The organism is Georgenia sp. Z1344, from assembly GCF_049856295.1.
Lineage (GTDB): Bacteria > Actinomycetota > Actinomycetes > Actinomycetales > Actinomycetaceae > JB111.
This window is the reverse complement of sequence record NZ_JBNDMZ010000011.1, coordinates 119100-136427: the sequence shown is the minus strand read 5'-3', so window position 1 is coordinate 136427 and position 17328 is coordinate 119100. Positions and strand designations below refer to the sequence as shown.

Below are 17328 nucleotides of genomic sequence, written 5' to 3'. Positions count from 1 at the left end.
GCGCGCAGGGCATGCGTGTCCGACGCGGACGGCGTTCTCACCGGTCCGTACCGGGTGCAACCGTGTTCGCCGAGAGCGGCTCGACCTGCGCGGCTCCCGCCGCCCGCCTAGGTTGAGGAGGTGACGGACGTAGGAAACGCGAGCTTCCGGTACCGCGACACCGCGGTGCTGTCGGTGACGCACATCGAGGCGCCGGTCAGGGTGCCGTCGCGCCATTTCGAGGACGAGCTGGCGGAGACCCGCAAGCGGCTGCGGATCCCGGACCACCTGCTCGAACGGGTCTCCGGCGTCGTCGAGCGCCGCTGGTGGGAGCCCGGGACACTGTTCGACGACCCGGCGATCGAGGCCGGAGCGAAGGCGCTCGCCGACGCGGGAATCGAGCCCTCGCGCGTGGGCCTGCTCATCAACACGTCGGTCACGCGCACGCACCTCGAGCCGTCGGTCGCCGTGCGGATCCACGACGGGCTGTCGCTGCCGAGCTCTGCGATGAACTTCGACCTCGCCAACGCCTGCCTCGGGTTCGTCAACGGCATCATGCTCGCCGCCACGATGATCGACGCCGGTCAGATCGAGTACGCCCTCATCGTCAACAGCGAGGACCCGCGCGAGACCCAGCGCACGACCATCGAGCGCCTCGGCCGCCCCGGTGCGACGCGCGAGGACTACCACCGCGAGTTCGCCTCCCTCACCCTCGGCGCCGGGGCTGCGGCCGCCGTCCTCGGGCCCGCCGACCGGCACCCCGGCAGCCACCGGGTCGTCGGCGGGGTGAGCCGCGCCGGCACCGAGCACCACGAGCTGTGCGTCGGCGACCTCGACGGGATGTTCACCGACACCAAGGGGCTCCTCGACGGCGGGCTCGCCCTCGTCACCGATGCCTGGCGGGAGGCCCACGACGTCGGTGGCTTCGACTGGACCGACATGGACCGGTACGTCACCCACCAGATCTCCACGCCGTACACCAAGGCCGTCATCGACGCGATCGACCTGCCCGCGGACCGCGTGCCGATCACGTTCTCCCACTGGGGCAACGTGGGTCCGGCGTCGTTGCCGATGACCCTCGCCGCGCAGTCGGAGAAGCTGGAGACCGGCGACCGCGTGCTGTGCATGGGCGTGGGCTCGGGACTCAACACCGCGATGCTCGAGCTCGCCTGGTGACGCGCGCAGTGCCCGACCTGATCGACCCGAACGACCGACCCGACCCGCGCGACACGGCCCCCTCGACCGACCGACCGCGCCTGCCCGACCTCCCGGGACTGGATCCGCGCTGGAGCCGCCACGTCACGGAGCCGGGCCCGCCGGGGGAGCGGCCCACCTCCTGGCACGTCCTCGACAACGCGGCCGACCTCGTCGGCCCCGCCCGCGGCACCCTCCTCGCCGTGCACGGCAACCCGACGTGGTCCTACCTGTGGCGCGACCTCCTGCGGGAGGGCGCCGAGACGGGGTGGCGCGTCGTCGCCGTCGACCAGCCCGGCATGGGGTACTCGGCGCGCGACGGCCGCCGGCGCGGCCTCGCCGACCGCGTCGCCGACCTCGGCGCGCTCACCGACGAGCTCGGCCTCACGGCGCCCGTCGTCACCGTGGGCCACGACTGGGGCGGCGTCGTCTCGCTGGGCTGGGCGACCGACCACCCCGACCTGCTCGCCGGCATCGTCCTCACCAACACGGCCGTCCACCACGACGGCGCCGCACCGATCCCCGGCCTCCTGCGCCTCGCGGGCCACCGCGCGGTCCACGGGTGGGCCACCCGCGGCACGACCGCGTTCCTCGACGCCACCCTCTCCCTCGCCGACCCGCCGCTGCCGCCCGAGGTCCGGCGGGCCTACCGCGCGCCCTACGGCACGGCCGACGAGCGGGCCGCGATCGCGGACTTCGTCGCCGACATCCCCGCGACCGCCGACCACCCGAGCCGCGCCGAGCTCGACCGCATCGCCGCGGGCGCCGCTCGGCTGCACGTCCCGGCGCTCGTCATGTGGGGCCCGCGCGACCCCGTCTTCCAGGAGCGCTACCTGCGCGACCTGCTCGCCCGCCTCCCGCACGCCGACGTCCACCGGTTCGAGGGGGCCGGCCACCTCCTACCGGAGGACGCCGACGTCGCCGGCACCGTGGTGCGCTGGCTGGGCGCGACCTACGGCGACCGCCATGGGGCACCTACCCGCGCGTCCGAGGGCACGCCCGCGGAATCCGTCGACACCACGCCCCGGCTCGACGACGACGCGGCCCGCGACGGTGCGCCGACCTCCGGCGCGACGACAGGAACGGCAGCCGACCGCACCCCTGCGTACCGACCGCTCACCGCGGTCCTCGACGAGCACCGGGACAGCGATCATCCCGCCGTCGTGTCCCTCTCTCCGGCGGGTACCGACACGGTGAGCTGGCGCGATCTCGCCACGCGGGCCCGCCACCTCGCGCTCGGCCTCCACGACCTCGGGGTACGACCCGGTCAGCGGGTCAGCCTGCTCGTCACTCCCGGCGTCGGCCTGACAACCGCCCTGTTCGCCTGCCTGCGCCTCGGCGCGGTGGTGGTCCTCGCCGACCAGGGCCTCGGCCTGCGCGGCATGAGCCGGGCCCTGCGCGGCGCCGACCCGGATCTGATCATCGGCATCGAGCGCGGCCTCGTCGGCGCGCGCCTGCTGGGCTGGCCCGGCCGGCGCGTGGCCGCCACGGAGCTGTCTCCCGCCCGGACGCGCGTCCTCGGGGCGGAGAGCGACGTCGAGACCCTCGTCGCCCGTGGCGCGCAGCTCGAGCGGACCGGCGCGGTGCTCCCCGGCGCCCCCGACCCCGACGACGACGCCGCCGTCCTCTTCACCTCCGGGTCGACCGGCCCGGCCAAGGGCGTCGTCTACACCCACCGCCGGCTCGCCGGCATGCGGGACGCCCTGGCCGCGACCTACGACCTCGGCCCGGGCGCGTCGTTCGTCGCCGGGTTCGCCCCGTTCGCGCTCATCGGTACCGCGCTCGGCTCGGTCGCGGTGACCCCGGACATGGACGTCACCGCGCCGGCCACGCTCACGGCGACGGCGCTGGCCGATGCCGTCGCCGCGGGGCGCGCCACCGCCGTCTTCACCTCGCCGTCGGCACTCGAGGGGGTCCTGCGGACGGCGGACGCCCTCGACGACGACCAGCGCGCCGCGCTCACCGGCGTCGGGCTCTTCCTCTCGGCCGGTGCACCGATCGCCCCCGAGCTGCTCGCGCGCGTCGCCGAGGTCATGCCGTCCGCCGCCGTGCACACCCCCTACGGCATGACCGAGATGCTGCCGGTCACCGACATCGACCTGCCGGGCATCCGGGCGGCCGCCGACGACGCCGTGGCCGCCACGGCCACCTGTGACACCACGCGCGCCCCTGACATCACGGCCACCCACCTCGTCGTCGGCGCCGGCGGCGGTACCTGCGTCGGCCGGCCCGCCGTCGGCGCCGAGGTCCAGATCGTCCCGCTCGACGCCGCGGGCGACGCCACGGGGGAGCCGACCACCGCGCCCGGCGTCACCGGCGAGGTCCTCGTCACCGGCCCCCACCGCAAGGACCGGTACGACCGGCTCTGGGGTACCCAGGCCGCGAGCGCCGACCACCCGGGATGGCACCGCACCGGCGACGTCGGGCACCTCGACGCGACGGGCCGGCTGTGGATCGAGGGGCGCCTCGGCCACGCCGTCACCACGCCCGCCGGGGTCGTCACGCCGGTCGCCGCCGAGCAGGCTGCGCAGCGGGTGCGGGGCGTGCGTCGGGCCGGCGTCGTCGGGGTCGGGCCGGCCGGGGTGCAGCAGGTCGTCGTCGTCCTCGAGACCGATCCGGAGATCGACCCGCGCGCCGGGGCGCGCCCCGCCCTCGCGACGCCCGGCCTCACGCGGGCCATGCGTGGTGCCGTCAGGGACGACCGGGGCATCGACGTCGCGGCCGTGCTGCGGGTGCCCGAGCTGCCGACCGACGTCCGGCACAACGCCAAGATCGAGCGCGGCCGGATCGGGCGGTGGGCCGAGGCGTTCCTCGCCGGCGAACGGGCAGGCACGCCGTGAACCGCGTCGGGCACACCCCGGACACGGGGTACGAGGAGCACACCGCGAGCCGCGGTGTGCTCACGTCGGAGGTCGGCGCACCCGCACGCTCCGCCGCTGCCCGCGTCCTCGTCACCGGCGCCAGCGGCATGCTCGGGCGTCGCACGGCCGAGCGCCTCGTGGCCGCCGGCCACGACGTCCGCACCTTCCAGCGCAGGCAGGCAGGTGTCCCCGGCGCCGCCGACTCGCTCGGGTCCCTCGCCGACGACGACGCCGTGCGCCGCGCCGTCGAGGGCCGCGACGCCGTCGTGCACCTCGCCGCGAAGGTCTCGGTGAGCGGGCCGCGCCGCGAGTACGAGGAGATCAACGTCGAGGGCACCCGGCGGCTGCTCGCGGCGGCGCGGGCCGCGGGTGTCACCCGGTTCGTCCAGGTGTCCTCACCCTCGGTCGCGCACGCCGGCGACTCCCTCGTGGGTGTCCCGGCGGGGCGCGCGGAGCCGGAGCTCGCTCGCGGCCACTACGCGCGCACGAAGGCTGCGGCGGAGCGGCTTGCGCTCGCGGCCGACGGGCCGGGCCTCGCCGTGGTCGCCGTCCGGCCCCACCTGGTCTGGGGGCCGGGGGACACCCAGCTGGTGGGCCGGATCGTCGAGCGGGCCCGCGCGGGCCGGCTGCCGCTGCTCGACCAGGGGGCCGCCCTCATCGACTCGGTCTACGTGGACAACGCCGCCGACGCGCTCGTGGCCGCGCTGGACCGTGCCGAGGACGCCCACGGCGAGGCCTTCGTCGTCACCAACGGCGAGCCGCGGCCCGTGGGCGACCTGCTCGCCGGGATCTGCCTCGCCGCGGGCGTGCGACCGCCCGCCTGGCGCGTGCCCGCTGTGGTCGCTCGTGCGGCCGGGGCGCTCGTCGAGGCCGTGTGGGCCGTGCGCCCCGGCCCGGACGAGCCGCCGATGACCCGGTTCCTCGCCGAGCAGCTCTCCACGGCGCACTGGTTCGACCAGCGGCGCACCCGCGCGGGGCTCGACTGGACCCCGGCCGTGACGATCGACGAAGGCTTGGCGCGCCTCGCGGCGCACGAGCGCGGCGCCTGACCCGCCGACCTGGTACCTCGCGCCGCCCGGTGCCCCGCCTTGCGGCGGAGCTCCCGACGTGCGGCGGACGTCGCGCCTCGTGGCGCACCGGCGGGCCGTCCGGCTCGCGGCCGGCCCGCCGGGTGGAGCGTCAGCCCGCGAAGCGCTCGGCCCGCTCGACTACGCCGCCCTCGCGCGTGTAGACCTCGCGGCCCGCGATGAGGGTGCGCTCGACGTGCGCGGTCGTGTCGAGCGGGTCGCCGCTCCACACGACGACGTCGCCGTCGCGCCCCACCTCGAGGGCGCCGACGCGCTCGTCGAGGCGGAGGAACTCGGCGGGGTTCGTCGTCAGTGCGCGCAGCGCCGTCTCCGGGTCGAGCCCGTCCTTGACGGCGAGGCTGGCCTGGAGGACGAGCAGGTTGATCGGGACCACCGGGTGGTCGGTGGTGATGGCGACCCGGACGCCGGCGTTCGCGATCTGGGCCAGGTGCGGGGTGGCGCGGTCGACGATCTCCACCTTCGAGCGGCTCGTGATCATCGGCCCGTAGATCACCGGGATGTCGCGCTCGGCGAGGACGTCGGCGATCTTGTGCGCCTCGGTGCCGTGGTTGAGGACGAGGCGGTACCCGAACTCGTCGGCCAGGCGCACCGCGGTGGCGAGGTCGTCGTGCCGGTGCGAGTGCTGGTCCCAGGCGAGGGTGCCGTCGAGGACCGAGGCGAGCGCCTCCATCGTCACGTCCCGCTCGAACGGCTTGCCCTCGGCTGCGGCGTGATCGCGCTTCGCGGCGTAGTTCTGTGCGGCGACGAACGCCTCGCGGATGATCTTCGCGACGCCGAGCCGGGTCGACGGCGTGACCTTCTGCTCGCCGTAGACGCGCTTGGGGTTCTCTCCGAGGGCGGACTTCACGGACACGGCGTCCGAGATCACCTGCTCGTCGACCGTGCGGCCGCCCCAGGTCTTGATGGCCACGGTCTGGCCGCCGATCGGGTTCCCGGAGCCGGGCTTGATCACCGCGGTCGTCACGCCGCCGGCGAGCGCGTCGCGGAAGCCCTCCTCGTCGATGTCGATCGCGTCGATCGCGCGGACGCCGGCCTGGTTCGGGCCCGTCATCTCGTTGACGTCGTTGCCGGCCCAGCCGCGCCCCTCCTCGGACACGCCGAGGTGCGCGTGCGACTCGACGAAGCCGGGGACCACGACCTGGCCGGTGGTGTCGATCCGCGTGACGCCGTCGGGGATCTCGACCTCGCCGACCGGACCGACCGCGGCGATGACGCCGTCGACCACGAGCACGGTGCCGGACTCGATGTCAGGGCCGGATACGGGGCGGACGAGCCCGCCGGTCAGGGCCACGGTCGCGCCGGGGCGGTCGGAGGTGGGCACGGGGAAGAACGGGGTCGCAGAGGTCATGCCCTCGATCATCGCACCGGCGCGCTCACGGCTGTGGCATCGGTCGAGCTGCCGCGACGCTCATGGCCGCGTCACCGACCGCAGCCGCCGCGCTCACGGCTGCGGCACCGGCCAGAGCGCCACGGGGGTGTTGGTGTCCATGTTGCGGCGGTAGTCGGCGAGCATCTTGGCGATCGCGACCTCGCGGGTCACCCCGCCGGCCTCGTACGCGCTCACGGCGGCGACCTGCCAGGACGCCCCGTTCTGCCGCCGCTCGATCCGCTGCGCGATGACGCCGAGGTAGTGCTCGGCCACGTCCTTGTCCACCCCGAGGCTCGCCAGCCCCGACCGCGCCATCGGCAGCAGCGTCCCCTCGATGAGCGACAGGCCGTCGATCTCCAGCTCGCCCGGCCAGCTGAGCCGGGCGTCGATCCCGTGCCGGGCGGCGGCCTCGAAGTTGTCCCGCGCCGCGGAGAACGGCATCCGCGTCCACGTGGGCCGGTCCTCGCGGACGAGGGCCTCGACGGCGCCGTAGAAGAACGCCGCGTTGGCCACGGTGTCCACGACGGTCGGCCCCGCCGGCAGCACCCGGTTCTCCACGCGCAGGTGCGGCCGCCCGCCCGCCACGGCGTAGATCGGCCGGTTCCACCGGTACACGGTGCCGTTGTGCAGCGTGAGCTCGTCGAGCGTGGGCGTGCCGCCGGCGGCGATGACCTCGAACGGGTCGTCGTCGGTGGTCTCGGGCAGCAGCGCCGGGTAGTAGCGGACGTTCTCCTCGAACAGGTCGAAGATCGAGGTGATCCACCGCTCGCCGAACGTGACGATCGGCCGTACGCCCTGGTGCCGCAGCTCCGGCGCGCGCGTGTCCGTGGCCTGGAGGAACACCACCGGCCGCGTCTCGGCCCACAGGCGGTGCCCGAACAGCAGGGGCGAGTTGGCGCCGAGCACGAGCTGCGGCCCCGCGAGCAGCTGAGCCGAGTTCCAGTAGCGGGCGAACTGCTCCGGCCGCACCTGGAGGTGGAGCTGGGTCGACGTGCACACCGACTCCACCGCGATCGACTCGAACGTGGCGGCGAGCGGCTCGGGCCCGGCGATCTCGAGGGAGATGTCCTCGTGCCGCGCCATGCGGATGGCGGTGTCGAGCGCGAGGTACCGCTCGTCGTCGGAGATCCAGTCCCGCTCGGCGTGCTCGGGACCGAGGGTGGGCAGGATGCCGGTCATGACGATGTCGGTGCCGAGTGCGCGCGCCCGGTCGCGCGCGTGGTTGAGCGTGGCGCGCAGGTCCGCCTCGAGGTCCGTGAGCGCCGTGCCGGACAGGACCCGCGGCTCGACGTTGAGCTCGATCGTGTACCGGCCCAGCTCGCTCTGGTAGCTGGGGTCGGCGATCTCGGCGAGCACCTCGGCGTTCGCGTTCGCCGGCGACCCGCTCTCGGTGACGAGGGCGAGCTCGATCTCCAGCCCCGTGCTCGCGACGTCCTCCGCGAAGTGCCCGCGCGCGAGCATGACCTCGAGCGCGTCGAGGCACTGCGCCACCTTGGCGCGGTAGCGCGTCCGGTCGGCGCCGGAATAGCTCGTCTGCGTGATCTCGCGTCCCATGACCAGATGCTCCCACCGCGGGGCCTCCCGCGCGCGACCGATCGACCCGCCCGCTCCGTGGGCACCTGACGCTCGCCCCTAGACTGCAGCGATGACCTCGGACGACGCGGATCGCGCGCGCCGGACATCGTCCGACGACGAGAAGCGCCCTGACGACGAGCTTCCCGACGACGACCGGTTCCGCCCGGAAGAGGACCGCGTCGAACGGTCCGAGCGGGTCGAGGAGCCCGACGACGAGCGCACTGACGGTGACCACCTCGACGGTGCGCCCGACTACGAGAACCTCGATGAGGCACGCCACGACGACGACGGGCGCGCCGAGGAGCCCGTGGCCGAGCTGCACGCGCGACGGGCCGGCGAGCTGCGCCGCCCGATGCCCTGGTGGGCGGCCGGCGTCGTCGTGCTCCTCGTCGTTCTGGGTTCCCTCGCGATCGGCATCGGGACCGCCCACGTCGAGACCACGGTGGGCCCGCACCGCGCGGAGGTCGAGGTCACCATCGACTCCGACATCACGATCGACCTGGGGCCGGCGGGGGACGTCGTCCTCGCGTCGCCGCTCCCGGCCGGGCTCGGGGTCACGGCGGTCATCAAGGAGCTCCCGGCGGACGCCACGATCGGCACCGACGGCGGGCTCGTGCCCGGCCTGCTGGCGGACGCCGAGTCCTACGCGCGTCTCATGGCCTACCCCGAGGCGGCGTTCGCCGAGCCGACCCGAGCGATCGTCACCGACGCCCTGTCCCGCGCCGCCCTCATCGCGACGCTCACCCTCGCGGGGATCGCTGCCGTCCACGCCGGCCTCCACGGGGCGTGGTCTCAGTCGTTCCGCGTCGTCACCGACCGCCCCGTCGTCGGCTTCCTCACGGGGACGGCCGTCGCCGTAGGGGCCCTCGCTGTGATCATCCCCGCGACCCGCAGCGACTCGCCGCCGGGCGTGACGATCGCGTCGTTCCACGGCACGCCGCTCGAGGACGCGACGATCTCGGGCCGGCTGGGGGACCTGCTCCAGGCCTACGGTCCGACGATCCGGCTCTTCTACGACGGCAACACCGAGTTCGCCTCGGACGCCGCCGCGTCGCTCGAGGCTGGCCTCGAGGAGCAGGGACGGTGGTCCACCGGGCCCGGCGGCGAGCAGCCCGAGGGCGTGACGACGGCGATGTTCTACACCGACGTGCACTGCAACGTCGGCGCGGCCGAGGTCGTCGGGCACGCGGCGGACCTCGTCGAGGCGGACATGGTCATCGACGGCGGTGACACGACGATCGCCGGGACCGCCATCGAGCAGTTCTGCGTCGACGCGATCGAGAGCTCGATGCCCGAGGACACGCCCTACGTCGTGGCGGCGGGCAACCACGACTCGATCGTGACCGTCGACCAGATGCGGCGGGCCGGCTGGACCGTGCTCGACGGGTCGATCGTCGAGGTCGGCGGCGTCCGGATCATCGGGGACACCGACCCGCGGATCACCACGCTCGACCAGCCCACCGTCCAGGAGCGGTCCGAGACCTGGGAGGAGACGGCCGAGCGGATCGCCGCTGACTCCTGCGAGGCGCTCGCCGACGAGGACCCGGTCGACCTCGCCGTCATCCACGACGCGTTCGGCGGACGACGCGTGGCGTGGACCGGCTGCGTGCCGCTCACCCTGTCCGGGCACATCCACACGCACGTCGGTCCCGAGGTCGACGGGCTCGGGGTGCGCTGGGTCGAGGGCGCCGCGGGCGGACAGGGCCAGGGGGTGCCGACGCTCGGCGCGGTGCGCGAACCCGCGCCGATGGGGCAGATCGAGTTCGACTCCGAGACCGGCGAGGCGCTGCGCTACCGGCGGATCGTCCTGCAGCCCGACTCGAGCGTCGAGGTGAGCGACTGGACGGACATGCCCGCCAACCTGCCCATCCCCAAGACGGACGTCGACGGCGACGAGCTCGACTCCGAGAGCCGGTCGGGCGGGCCGGGGGAGAGCCCGAGCGGGTTCGGCGACGAGGTGCCCTCCGAGGGCCCCCCGCCGACGGACGAGCCGTCGGACGGGGACGGCGGCGAGACCTCGACCTCGGGCGGCTGACGCACTGGTCGTCGAGCCGGCCGATGAGCCGGCCGACCGACTCAGGACGGGTGGGCCGCGGACGGCTGTCTCACGTCAGCCTGGACGAATCGGCCCGGCACCGGACGAGGGCACATGCGGAGTCATACTGTCCGCGTGAACCCACGCAGTGCCCGCCGCCCCGGCGACACCTCTCCCGCCGGCCGCCGGAACGGGACCCACGACGACGCGCGCGGCGTCGTCGGCGGGGATCGTCAGCGGGATGCCCACGACGACGACGACCTCGGCGACGACGACTTCGACGACGAGGACTACGACGACGAGGTGGGCGACGTCGTCGACCGCGCGGCGCCGAGCGCGGCTCAGCTCGCCGGCGGCGCCCCGCGCGAGCTGTCGATCCTGCTGGTGATCGCCGGCCTCGCGGGACTGTGGGCGTCGATCCAGCTCGTCCGCTCGGAGCTGCTCGTGGCGGCGGATCCGAACGCGGCCCTCGGCTGCGACATCAACATCCTCATCGGCTGCGGCACGTTCATCACCACGTGGCAGGCGCACGCGCTGGGGATCTCGAACGCGATCCTCGGGACGGCCGCGTTCGGGGGGCTGCTGGCGACCGGACTCGTCCTGCTCTCCGGCGGGCGGCTCGGCCGGTGGTTCTGGTGGCTGCTGACCGCCGGCGTCGGGTTCGCGCTCGTCGCGCTCGTGTTCTTCGTCTACACCGCGTTCTACGAGATCCGCGCGCTGTGCCCCTACTGCCTCGTGGTGTGGGCGGTGGTCGTCCCCCTCGTCGTCCACGTGCCCGCCCGGGCCGCGCAGGCCGGGCACCTGCGGCTCGGCGAGCGGCTCACCCGCACCCTCGTGCTCGACCGGTGGATCATCACCGGCGCCCTCTACGCGGTCGTCGTCCTGTACGCGCTGGTTCATTTCTGGGACCAGTGGATGCTCATGGCGCGCTGAGCGTGTTCCCGTCCGGTGGCACGTCGGCTCCGAACCCCGTGTGACGATGACCCACCGACGCGACGGCGAGGAGCCGCACATGACCCGCACGACCGAGGTCCGGACACGGGCCGTACGACCGAGGTCCGGACACGGGCCGTACGAGCGAGGTCCGGACACGGCGGGCACGTGCGTGGGCCGGGCATGACGGACGCGAACGGGAGCCGTGGCGACGAGACCCGCGCGGAACGTGCGCGCCGCCTCGCCGACCTCGTGGCGCGGGTCGCGACCGGCGACCAGGCGGCGTTCGCCGAGCTCTACGACCAGACGGCGCCCATGGTCCACGGGACGTGCCTGCGGGTCCTGCGCGACCCCGACCTGGCCGCCGAGGTCACGCAGGAGGTGATGCTCGAGGTGTGGACGCGGCCCCACCGGTTCGACGCCTCGAGGGGGACCGTGCCGGCGTGGCTGGCCACGATGGCGCACCGCCGGGCGATCGACCGGGTGCGTGCCGTCCAGGCGCAGCGGGACCGGGACGAGACCGCGGGCGTGCGGGGCTACGGGCGCCCGTACGACGACGTGAGCGAGACCGTCGAGCGACGCGACGACCGGGAGCTGCTGATGGAGTGCCTGGGCTCGCTGACCGACGTCCAGCGCGATGCCGTGGAACGCGCCTACTTCGGCGGCCGGACCTACCGGGAGGTCGCCCGCGACCTCGGCGCCGCGCTGCCGACCGTCAAGTCGAGGATCCGGGACGGCCTCGCGCGGCTGCGGACCTGCCTGGGGGTGGCGTGATGAGGGGAGACGCGATGGACGACGACGCGGCGCGGCGCGCGGGCGACCGTGCGGACGTGCGCGGGCGGGACGGCCGCGAGCCCGCGGACGCGAGCGACGACGTCGACGCCCTGCTCCACGCGTGGGCGCTCGACGCGGTCGACGACGCCGAACGCGCGCGAGTCGAGCGTGCGGTGGAGGACGACCCCGAGCTCGCGGCGGAGGCCCGCGCCCTGCGCGAGACGGCGGCCCTGCTGGCGAGTGCGGGCAGCATCGAGCCCCCGGCCACGCTGCGCGACCACGTGCTCGACGCCGCCGCGCGGACGCCGCAGGAGCGTGACGACACCGACACCGGTAGCGACACCGCTGCCGACGGCACTCCCGTTGCGCCCGCGGACGACCCCGGCGAGCACCGGGGCGCGCGGGAGCCGAACACGTCTGCGCGTGGCGGCGCGGCAGGAGACCGGGCCGGCGACGCGCCTCGGGACGAGCTCGCCGAGGCCCGCCGTCGTCGGCGCCTGCCGCGCGTGCTCGTAGCGGCGGCCGCCGCGGTCGCCCTCGTCGTCACCGGCGCGATCGCGGTGCAGCAGTACCGGCGCGCGGAGGAGGCGCGGGACGAGATCGCGGCGATCCACGACCTGCTCGCGAGCCCCGGGAGCGAGCTCGTCGTCGCGGAGGTGGCCGGCGGCGGGACCGCGGGCGCGGTGGTCGCGGACGGTGAGGCGGTGTTCGTGGCCGCCGGGCTGCCCGAGCTCGACGACGACCGCGACTACCAGCTGTGGGTGATCGACGCCGCCGGCGCACAGTCGGCGGGCGTCCTCACGTCCGACGACGGCCGGGCACGCACCGAGGTGCCCGCGGTCGACGACGGCGACACGCTCGGCGTCACCGTCGAGCCGGCGGGAGGCTCCGACGCCCCCACGACCGACCCGATCGTCACGCTCGCGGGCGGGTAGCGCGCGATACGGATGTGCCGGGCCCGGACCGGGACCCGGGCGCGAGGGCGGAGGCGTCACCTGGGCGCAGCCACGGGACGTGGCCCTGTGCGTGACCGCCGTCGCCCCGGGTCAGGGTTCGTCCCACGTGTAGGTCACCTCGGGGCGCCCGCTCCCGCCGAGCCGTTGCCCGCGCTGTGCCCGGCCGGAGTCGGCGAGGTACTGCAGGTAGCGGCGCGCGGTCACGCGTGAGACCCCGACCTCGTCGCCGACCTGGGAGGCGGACAGGCCGTCGCTACCGCCCGCGCGCAGGGCGGCGATCACCGTGTCGAGCACGCCGCCGACCAGTCCCTTGGGGGCGTTGTCGGTCGCGAGCACGGGGCGGCGCAGCTCGCGGAAGATCGCGTCGACGCCGGACTGGCTGGCGGCGTCCGAGGAGTCGAGGCCCTCCCGGTACCGGCGGTAGGACTCGAGGCGGTCGCGCAGGTCGGCGAACGTGAAGGGCTTGAGCAGGTACCCCACGCCGCCGAGCGAGACGGCGGCGCGCACGAGCTCGATCTCGCGGGCCGCGGTGATCGCCATGACGTCCGCCGGGTGGTTCGCCGTGCGGATGGCCCGGGCGATCTCGAGCCCGTGCCCGTCCGGCAGGTTGAGGTCGAGCAGCACGAGGTCCACCCGTGCGCTGCCCAGGAACCGCAGGGCGTCCTGCTTCGTGCGGGCCGTGCCCGCCACCCCGAAGCCGGGGATGCGCCCCACGTACGCGCTGTGGCCGGTCACCGCGACGTCCTCGTCGTCCACGATGAGGACCTGCAGGTCATCCACGGTCCGCCCCCGTCGTCGTGCTCGTCGTCGTGCCTCGGTCCGCGACCGGCGCCCCCGGCGACGGTGTCCTCGTCGTCCTGCCTCGTGCCCCCGCGGGCACCCCGAGAGGTGCTCCGCGAGGGGCGCCGAGCGGCACCCGTACCTCGAAGGTGGCTCCCGGCGGGTCGTCGACGGCGATCCGACCGCGCAGCGACTCGACCGTCTGCCGCACGAGCGCGAGTCCGATCCCACGGGCGGCGTGCGGGGCGTCCTTGGTGGTCCACCCCCGGTCGAAGGCGCGCTCCGCGGCCTCGGCCTCCAGGCCCGGGCCGGTGTCGCTCACGGTCAGCAGCACCTCCTCGGGTCCCACCTGCAGGTCGACCGTCACCCGGCGCTCGGCGGGGGCCGGCAGGTCGGCCACCGCGTCGATGGCGTTGTCGACGAGGTTGCCCAGCACGGTGACCGTCTGCCGCGGTGGCATCACGTCCGCCGGCAGGTGTGCGTCCGGGTCGAGCTCGAGGGTGACCCCGCGCTCGGACGCCTGCGCGACCTTGCCGAGCAGGAGCGCCGCGACCGCCGGTTCCTCGATCGCGGCGTTGATCCGGTCGCGCTGGTACTGGGTGGCCCGCAGCTCGTCGGTGGCGAGGTGGAGGGCCTCGTCGGTGCGGTCGAGCTCGATGAGCGTGATGACGGTGTGCAGCCGGTTCGACGCCTCGTGGGCCTGCGCCTGCAGCGCGTCGGCGAGGCTGTGCACGGTGCCGAGCTGGCCGGTCAGCTGCTCGAGCTCCGTGCGGTCCCGCAGCGTGGTCAGGGTCGCGATCCGTTCCCCGTCCCGGACCACCCCGGTGGACGAGACCAGGAGGATCCGGCCGCCGTGGACCTGCGCCTGGTCGTGCTGGTCCGAGCCGGCAAGCGTGTCCTGGAGGTCCGCGGGGATGTCCAGCTCGTCGACGAGCCGGCCCACCACGTCCTCGTCGAGCTCGAGCAGCCGACGGGCCTCGTCGTTGGCGACCTGCACCCGGCCGCGGGCGTCGGTGATGACCAGCCCCTCCCGGACCGCGTGCAGCACCGCCTCGTGGTGGTCGTGCAGCCGGCGCAGCTCGACGTGGTTGAGACCGAGGGTCTCCCGGCGCACGCGTCGCGCCACCACGACGGCGGCCCCCGCGGCGACCGCTCCGGCCGCGAGGCCGATGAGCAGCACCCGGGGCACGGCGTCTCGCAGGTTGTCCGCGACCCGGTCGCGGGTGATGCCGACCGCGACCAGGCCGACGACCTCGCCGTCCTGCAGGACCGGGACGACCGCCCGGGTCGAGGGGCCGAGCGTGCCCGTGTACTGCTCGAGCACGATGCCCCCGCGCTGGGCCTCGGCGATGGTGCCGATGAACTCCTCACCCACCCGGTCCGCGGTGGGGTGGGTGTAGCGGGTCCCGTCCGGCGCCATGATGACGACGAAGTCGGTGGCGGTGCGCTCGAGCTCGCGGGCGGCGAGACCCTCGAGCGCGGCCGCGGGATCGGGGGAGGACAGGCCCTCGAGGACGTCGTCGGTGGCGGCGATCGTCTCGGCCACCATCGTCACCTTGGTGGCCGCGGTCGCCTCCACCTCCCGACGCGCGGAGTCGTAGGCCGCCACCAGCGAGATCGCCATCATCAGCACCGCCACAGCGCTGAGCACGACGAGCACCTCGGTCGCGACGCTCCGCGAGCGCGCGTGCGTGGACTTAGTGAACACAAGCGTGCGCCCCCCTGGAGCCGGTCGGCAGCCTTGGCCGACGTCGCGCCGACGCGGCACCGAACAAGGAGGTCGGAATGATAGCCCTGCACACCGCGATCGCCATCGTGGCGATCATCGCGCTGATCATCAGGTTCAAGGTCGACCCCATCATCGCGCTGGTGCTCGGCAGCTTCTACCTCGGCCTGGCCACCGGGGTCGGGTTCGAGGGCACGGTGGGAGCGATCACCGGCGGCTTCGGCGAGATCATGGCCGACATCGGTCTGCTCATCGGGTTCGGCGTGCTCATGGGCTCGCTGCTCAACCGGATGGGGGCCTTCCGCGCCCTGGTGGATGCCCTGGTCCGCCTGGTGCCGCCGGGCGGCCTGCCCTACGCGCTCGGGGTGGCGCTGAGCACCGTGGCCCCGTCGATCTACGTCGACGTCCAGGTGGTCCTCGCCGCACCGGTGGCCCGCTCGTCCGCCCCGCACGTGGGCAGGCACGGGCTCGCGTGGCTCGCCGGCGCGCTCGGGACCGGCATCTTCTGCGGCTACGTGTTCGTCATCCCCGGCCTCGCCGCACTCTCGGTGGTCTCCCTGCTCGGCGTCGAGATGGGGACCTACCTCATCTACGGCATCATCATCGGCCCGGTCACGGCCGTGGCGACGATCTGGATCTTCCGGCGCATGCTCGGCCGCGGCTGGTGGAACGCCGCGACGGACGAGGAGGAGTCCGACGCGCTGCAGCAGCAGGAGGCCGCGGCCAGGACCACCGACGACGGCGACCGGCGCCCCCCGCTGTGGCTGGCCCTCATGCCCATCGTCGTGCCGCTGCTGATGATCGCCTTCGGGGCGTTCGCCGGCCTCGCCGGGTGGGAGAACTCGTTCGTCGCCTTCCTCGGCGACGCGACCGTCGCCCTGTTCGTCGGCCTGCTCGGCGCGTTCGTCATGAGCCGCGTCCTCGTCGGCGCCGAGAAGACCGACTCCGCCCTCGGCGACGGTCTGCGCACGAGCGGCGAGATCCTGCTCGTCACCGGCGTCGGCGGCTCGCTGGGCGCGGTCATCGACGCGAGCGGCCTGGCCGACGTGCTCGGCGGCCTGTTCTCCGTGGGCCAGGGCGTGACCGTCGTCGTCAGCATCCTGCTGGCCTGGGCGGTCGCGGCCCTCATGCACCTCGCCATCGGCTCGGTGTCCGTGGCGGCGATCGCGGCCGCCGGCGTCATCGCCCCGATCCTCGGCTCGCTCGACGTCGCCCCCGTCATCATCGCCCTGGCCATCGCCTCGGGCGCCCTGTTCGCACTGCAGGTCAACAGCAACTTCTTCTGGCTGTTCAAGTCCCTGCTCGGCCTGTCGACCAAGGGCACGCTGAAGACGATGACGACGGTGACGTCGATCGCCGCCGTCGTGTCCCTCGTGCTCGTGCTCGGGGCGTCGCTCCTGCCCGTATAGCCGGGTGGCGTGGCTCGCGGCGCTCGGGCGTCGGCCCGGCCCGGACAGTCGAATCGCCCGCCGCCCGCCACGCGGGCCGAGCCTCTGAGCCGCCCTGCCGAGCTCAGGCCCGGTCGCCCGGCTCCGCCGGTACGTTCGACGGGAACCCGGTCTCGCGGATCGCGGCGCGCAGGCGGGCGGCGGCGGCGTCCATCTCGTCGTCGGGCACGTCCGAGCGCGCGACCGCGGGGTTGATGACCGACTCGTCCCACGCCGGATACACGTGGACGTGGAGGTGGGGCACCTCGAAGCCGGCGACGGCGACGATCGCCCGGGGCGCACCCGTCGCGACACGCTGGGCGGCGCCGATCCGCCGCGCCACGACGGCGAGGTGGGCGACGAGCGCGTCCTCGGCGTCGAGCAGGTTGTCGATCTCGAGGCGGGGGACGACCAGCGTGTGGCCCTCCGTGTGCGGGCCGGTCGAGAGGAAGGCGACGCACAGGTCGTCGCTCCAGACGAAGCGTCCCGGGATCTCGCCGTCGATGATGCGGGAGAAGATGGTGGCCATGTCACCAGGCTAGGGGTCCGGCCCGGCAACAGCATGGTCGAGAGTGCTGGCAGGGCTGGTCGAGAGTGCGGCACGGACGGGCCCCGCGCCCCTCGACTATCG

At 74.5% G+C, this 17328-nt stretch carries 13 protein-coding genes; 8 read left to right on the top strand and 5 right to left on the bottom strand.

The genetic code is table 11. The features are described 5' to 3' along the window. Positions 1-120 precede the first annotated feature (120 nt). The 3 genes from ACPYO6_RS13205 to ACPYO6_RS13195 are packed head-to-tail and all read left to right on the top strand — an operon-like array spanning position 121 to position 5083. Positions 121-1155 carry a 3-oxoacyl-ACP synthase III gene (locus tag ACPYO6_RS13205; RefSeq protein WP_425715203.1) on the top strand — a complete coding sequence of 345 codons (1035 nt, stop codon included), beginning with the start codon at positions 121-123 and terminating at the stop codon, positions 1153-1155. Next, positions 1152-4013 carry an alpha/beta fold hydrolase gene (locus tag ACPYO6_RS13200; protein ID WP_425715202.1) on the top strand — a complete coding sequence of 954 codons (2862 nt, stop codon included), beginning with the start codon at positions 1152-1154 and terminating at the stop codon, positions 4011-4013. Before ACPYO6_RS13205 ends, ACPYO6_RS13200 begins: the two co-directional genes overlap by 4 nt. Before the next feature lie 56 nt (positions 4014-4069). After that, positions 4070-5083: an NAD-dependent epimerase/dehydratase family protein gene (locus tag ACPYO6_RS13195; RefSeq protein WP_425715247.1), complete on the top strand. Its 1014-nt coding sequence runs from the start codon at positions 4070-4072 to the stop codon at positions 5081-5083. Between the two features lie 130 nt (positions 5084-5213). Here ACPYO6_RS13195 and ACPYO6_RS13190 read toward each other — a convergent pair whose 3' ends face one another. Beyond that, positions 5214-6470, bottom strand: a complete 1257-nt coding sequence (locus ACPYO6_RS13190) for an amidohydrolase (RefSeq protein ID WP_425715201.1) — start codon at positions 6468-6470, stop codon at positions 5214-5216. Positions 6471-6563: 93 nt separating this feature from the next. Continuing rightward, positions 6564-8045: a glutamate--cysteine ligase gene (locus tag ACPYO6_RS13185; protein ID WP_425715200.1), complete on the bottom strand. Its 1482-nt coding sequence runs from the start codon at positions 8043-8045 to the stop codon at positions 6564-6566. Positions 8046-8136: 91 nt separating this feature from the next. Here ACPYO6_RS13185 and ACPYO6_RS13180 point away from each other — a divergent pair, with 91 nt between their 5' ends. The 4 genes from ACPYO6_RS13180 (at position 8137) to ACPYO6_RS13165 (ending at position 12743) form a co-directional block, all read left to right on the top strand. Further along, positions 8137-10101 (top strand): metallophosphoesterase family protein, encoded by a 1965-nt coding sequence (locus ACPYO6_RS13180; RefSeq protein WP_425715198.1) that lies wholly within the window; start codon positions 8137-8139, stop codon positions 10099-10101. A 135-nt stretch (positions 10102-10236) separates the two neighbouring features. Then, the gene (locus tag ACPYO6_RS13175) at positions 10237-11034 is read left to right on the top strand and encodes a vitamin K epoxide reductase family protein (RefSeq protein ID WP_425715196.1); all 798 of its coding nucleotides are present in this window, start codon (positions 10237-10239) and stop codon (positions 11032-11034) included. A 183-nt stretch (positions 11035-11217) separates the two neighbouring features. Continuing rightward, complete coding sequence (gene sigK / locus ACPYO6_RS13170) at positions 11218-11808, top strand: ECF RNA polymerase sigma factor SigK (protein WP_425715194.1); 591 nt, start codon at positions 11218-11220, stop codon at positions 11806-11808. Positions 11809-11822: 14 nt separating this feature from the next. Next, on the top strand, positions 11823-12743 hold the full coding sequence (locus ACPYO6_RS13165; RefSeq protein WP_425715192.1) for an anti-sigma factor domain-containing protein: 921 nt from the start codon (positions 11823-11825) through the stop codon (positions 12741-12743). A 111-nt stretch (positions 12744-12854) separates the two neighbouring features. Here ACPYO6_RS13165 and ACPYO6_RS13160 read toward each other — a convergent pair whose 3' ends face one another. Further along, positions 12855-13544, bottom strand: coding sequence for a response regulator (locus ACPYO6_RS13160; RefSeq protein WP_425715190.1), 690 nt, complete (start codon positions 13542-13544; stop codon positions 12855-12857). After that, positions 13537-15195: a sensor histidine kinase gene (locus ACPYO6_RS13155; protein WP_425715188.1), complete on the bottom strand. Its 1659-nt coding sequence runs from the start codon at positions 15193-15195 to the stop codon at positions 13537-13539. Before ACPYO6_RS13155 ends, ACPYO6_RS13160 begins: the two co-directional genes overlap by 8 nt. A gap of 134 nt (positions 15196-15329) precedes the next feature. Between ACPYO6_RS13155 and ACPYO6_RS13150 the strand changes: the two genes are divergently transcribed. After that, a complete protein-coding gene (locus tag ACPYO6_RS13150; protein ID WP_425715186.1) occupies positions 15330-16679 on the top strand; it encodes a GntP family permease in 1350 nt (449 codons plus the stop codon). Positions 16680-16782: 103 nt separating this feature from the next. Here ACPYO6_RS13150 and ACPYO6_RS13145 read toward each other — a convergent pair whose 3' ends face one another. Further along, positions 16783-17226 (bottom strand): HIT family protein, encoded by a 444-nt coding sequence (locus ACPYO6_RS13145; protein WP_425715184.1) that lies wholly within the window; start codon positions 17224-17226, stop codon positions 16783-16785. Positions 17227-17328: the final 102 nt, after the last annotated feature.

Excerpts from the sequence above, each read along its gene's own strand:
- ACPYO6_RS13150 (WP_425715186.1), top strand. The coding sequence starts at position 15,330 with ATGATAGCCCTGCACACCGCGATCGCCATCGTGGCGATCATCGCGCTG.
- ACPYO6_RS13145 (WP_425715184.1), bottom strand. The coding sequence starts at position 17,226 with ATGGCCACCATCTTCTCCCGCATCATCGACGGCGAGATCCCGGGACGC.
- ACPYO6_RS13165 (WP_425715192.1), top strand. The coding sequence starts at position 11,823 with ATGGACGACGACGCGGCGCGGCGCGCGGGCGACCGTGCGGACGTGCGC.
- sigK (WP_425715194.1), top strand. The coding sequence starts at position 11,218 with ATGACGGACGCGAACGGGAGCCGTGGCGACGAGACCCGCGCGGAACGT.
- ACPYO6_RS13185 (WP_425715200.1), bottom strand. The coding sequence starts at position 8,045 with ATGGGACGCGAGATCACGCAGACGAGCTATTCCGGCGCCGACCGGACG.
- ACPYO6_RS13180 (WP_425715198.1), top strand. The coding sequence starts at position 8,137 with ATGACCTCGGACGACGCGGATCGCGCGCGCCGGACATCGTCCGACGAC.
- ACPYO6_RS13190 (WP_425715201.1), bottom strand. The coding sequence starts at position 6,470 with ATGACCTCTGCGACCCCGTTCTTCCCCGTGCCCACCTCCGACCGCCCC.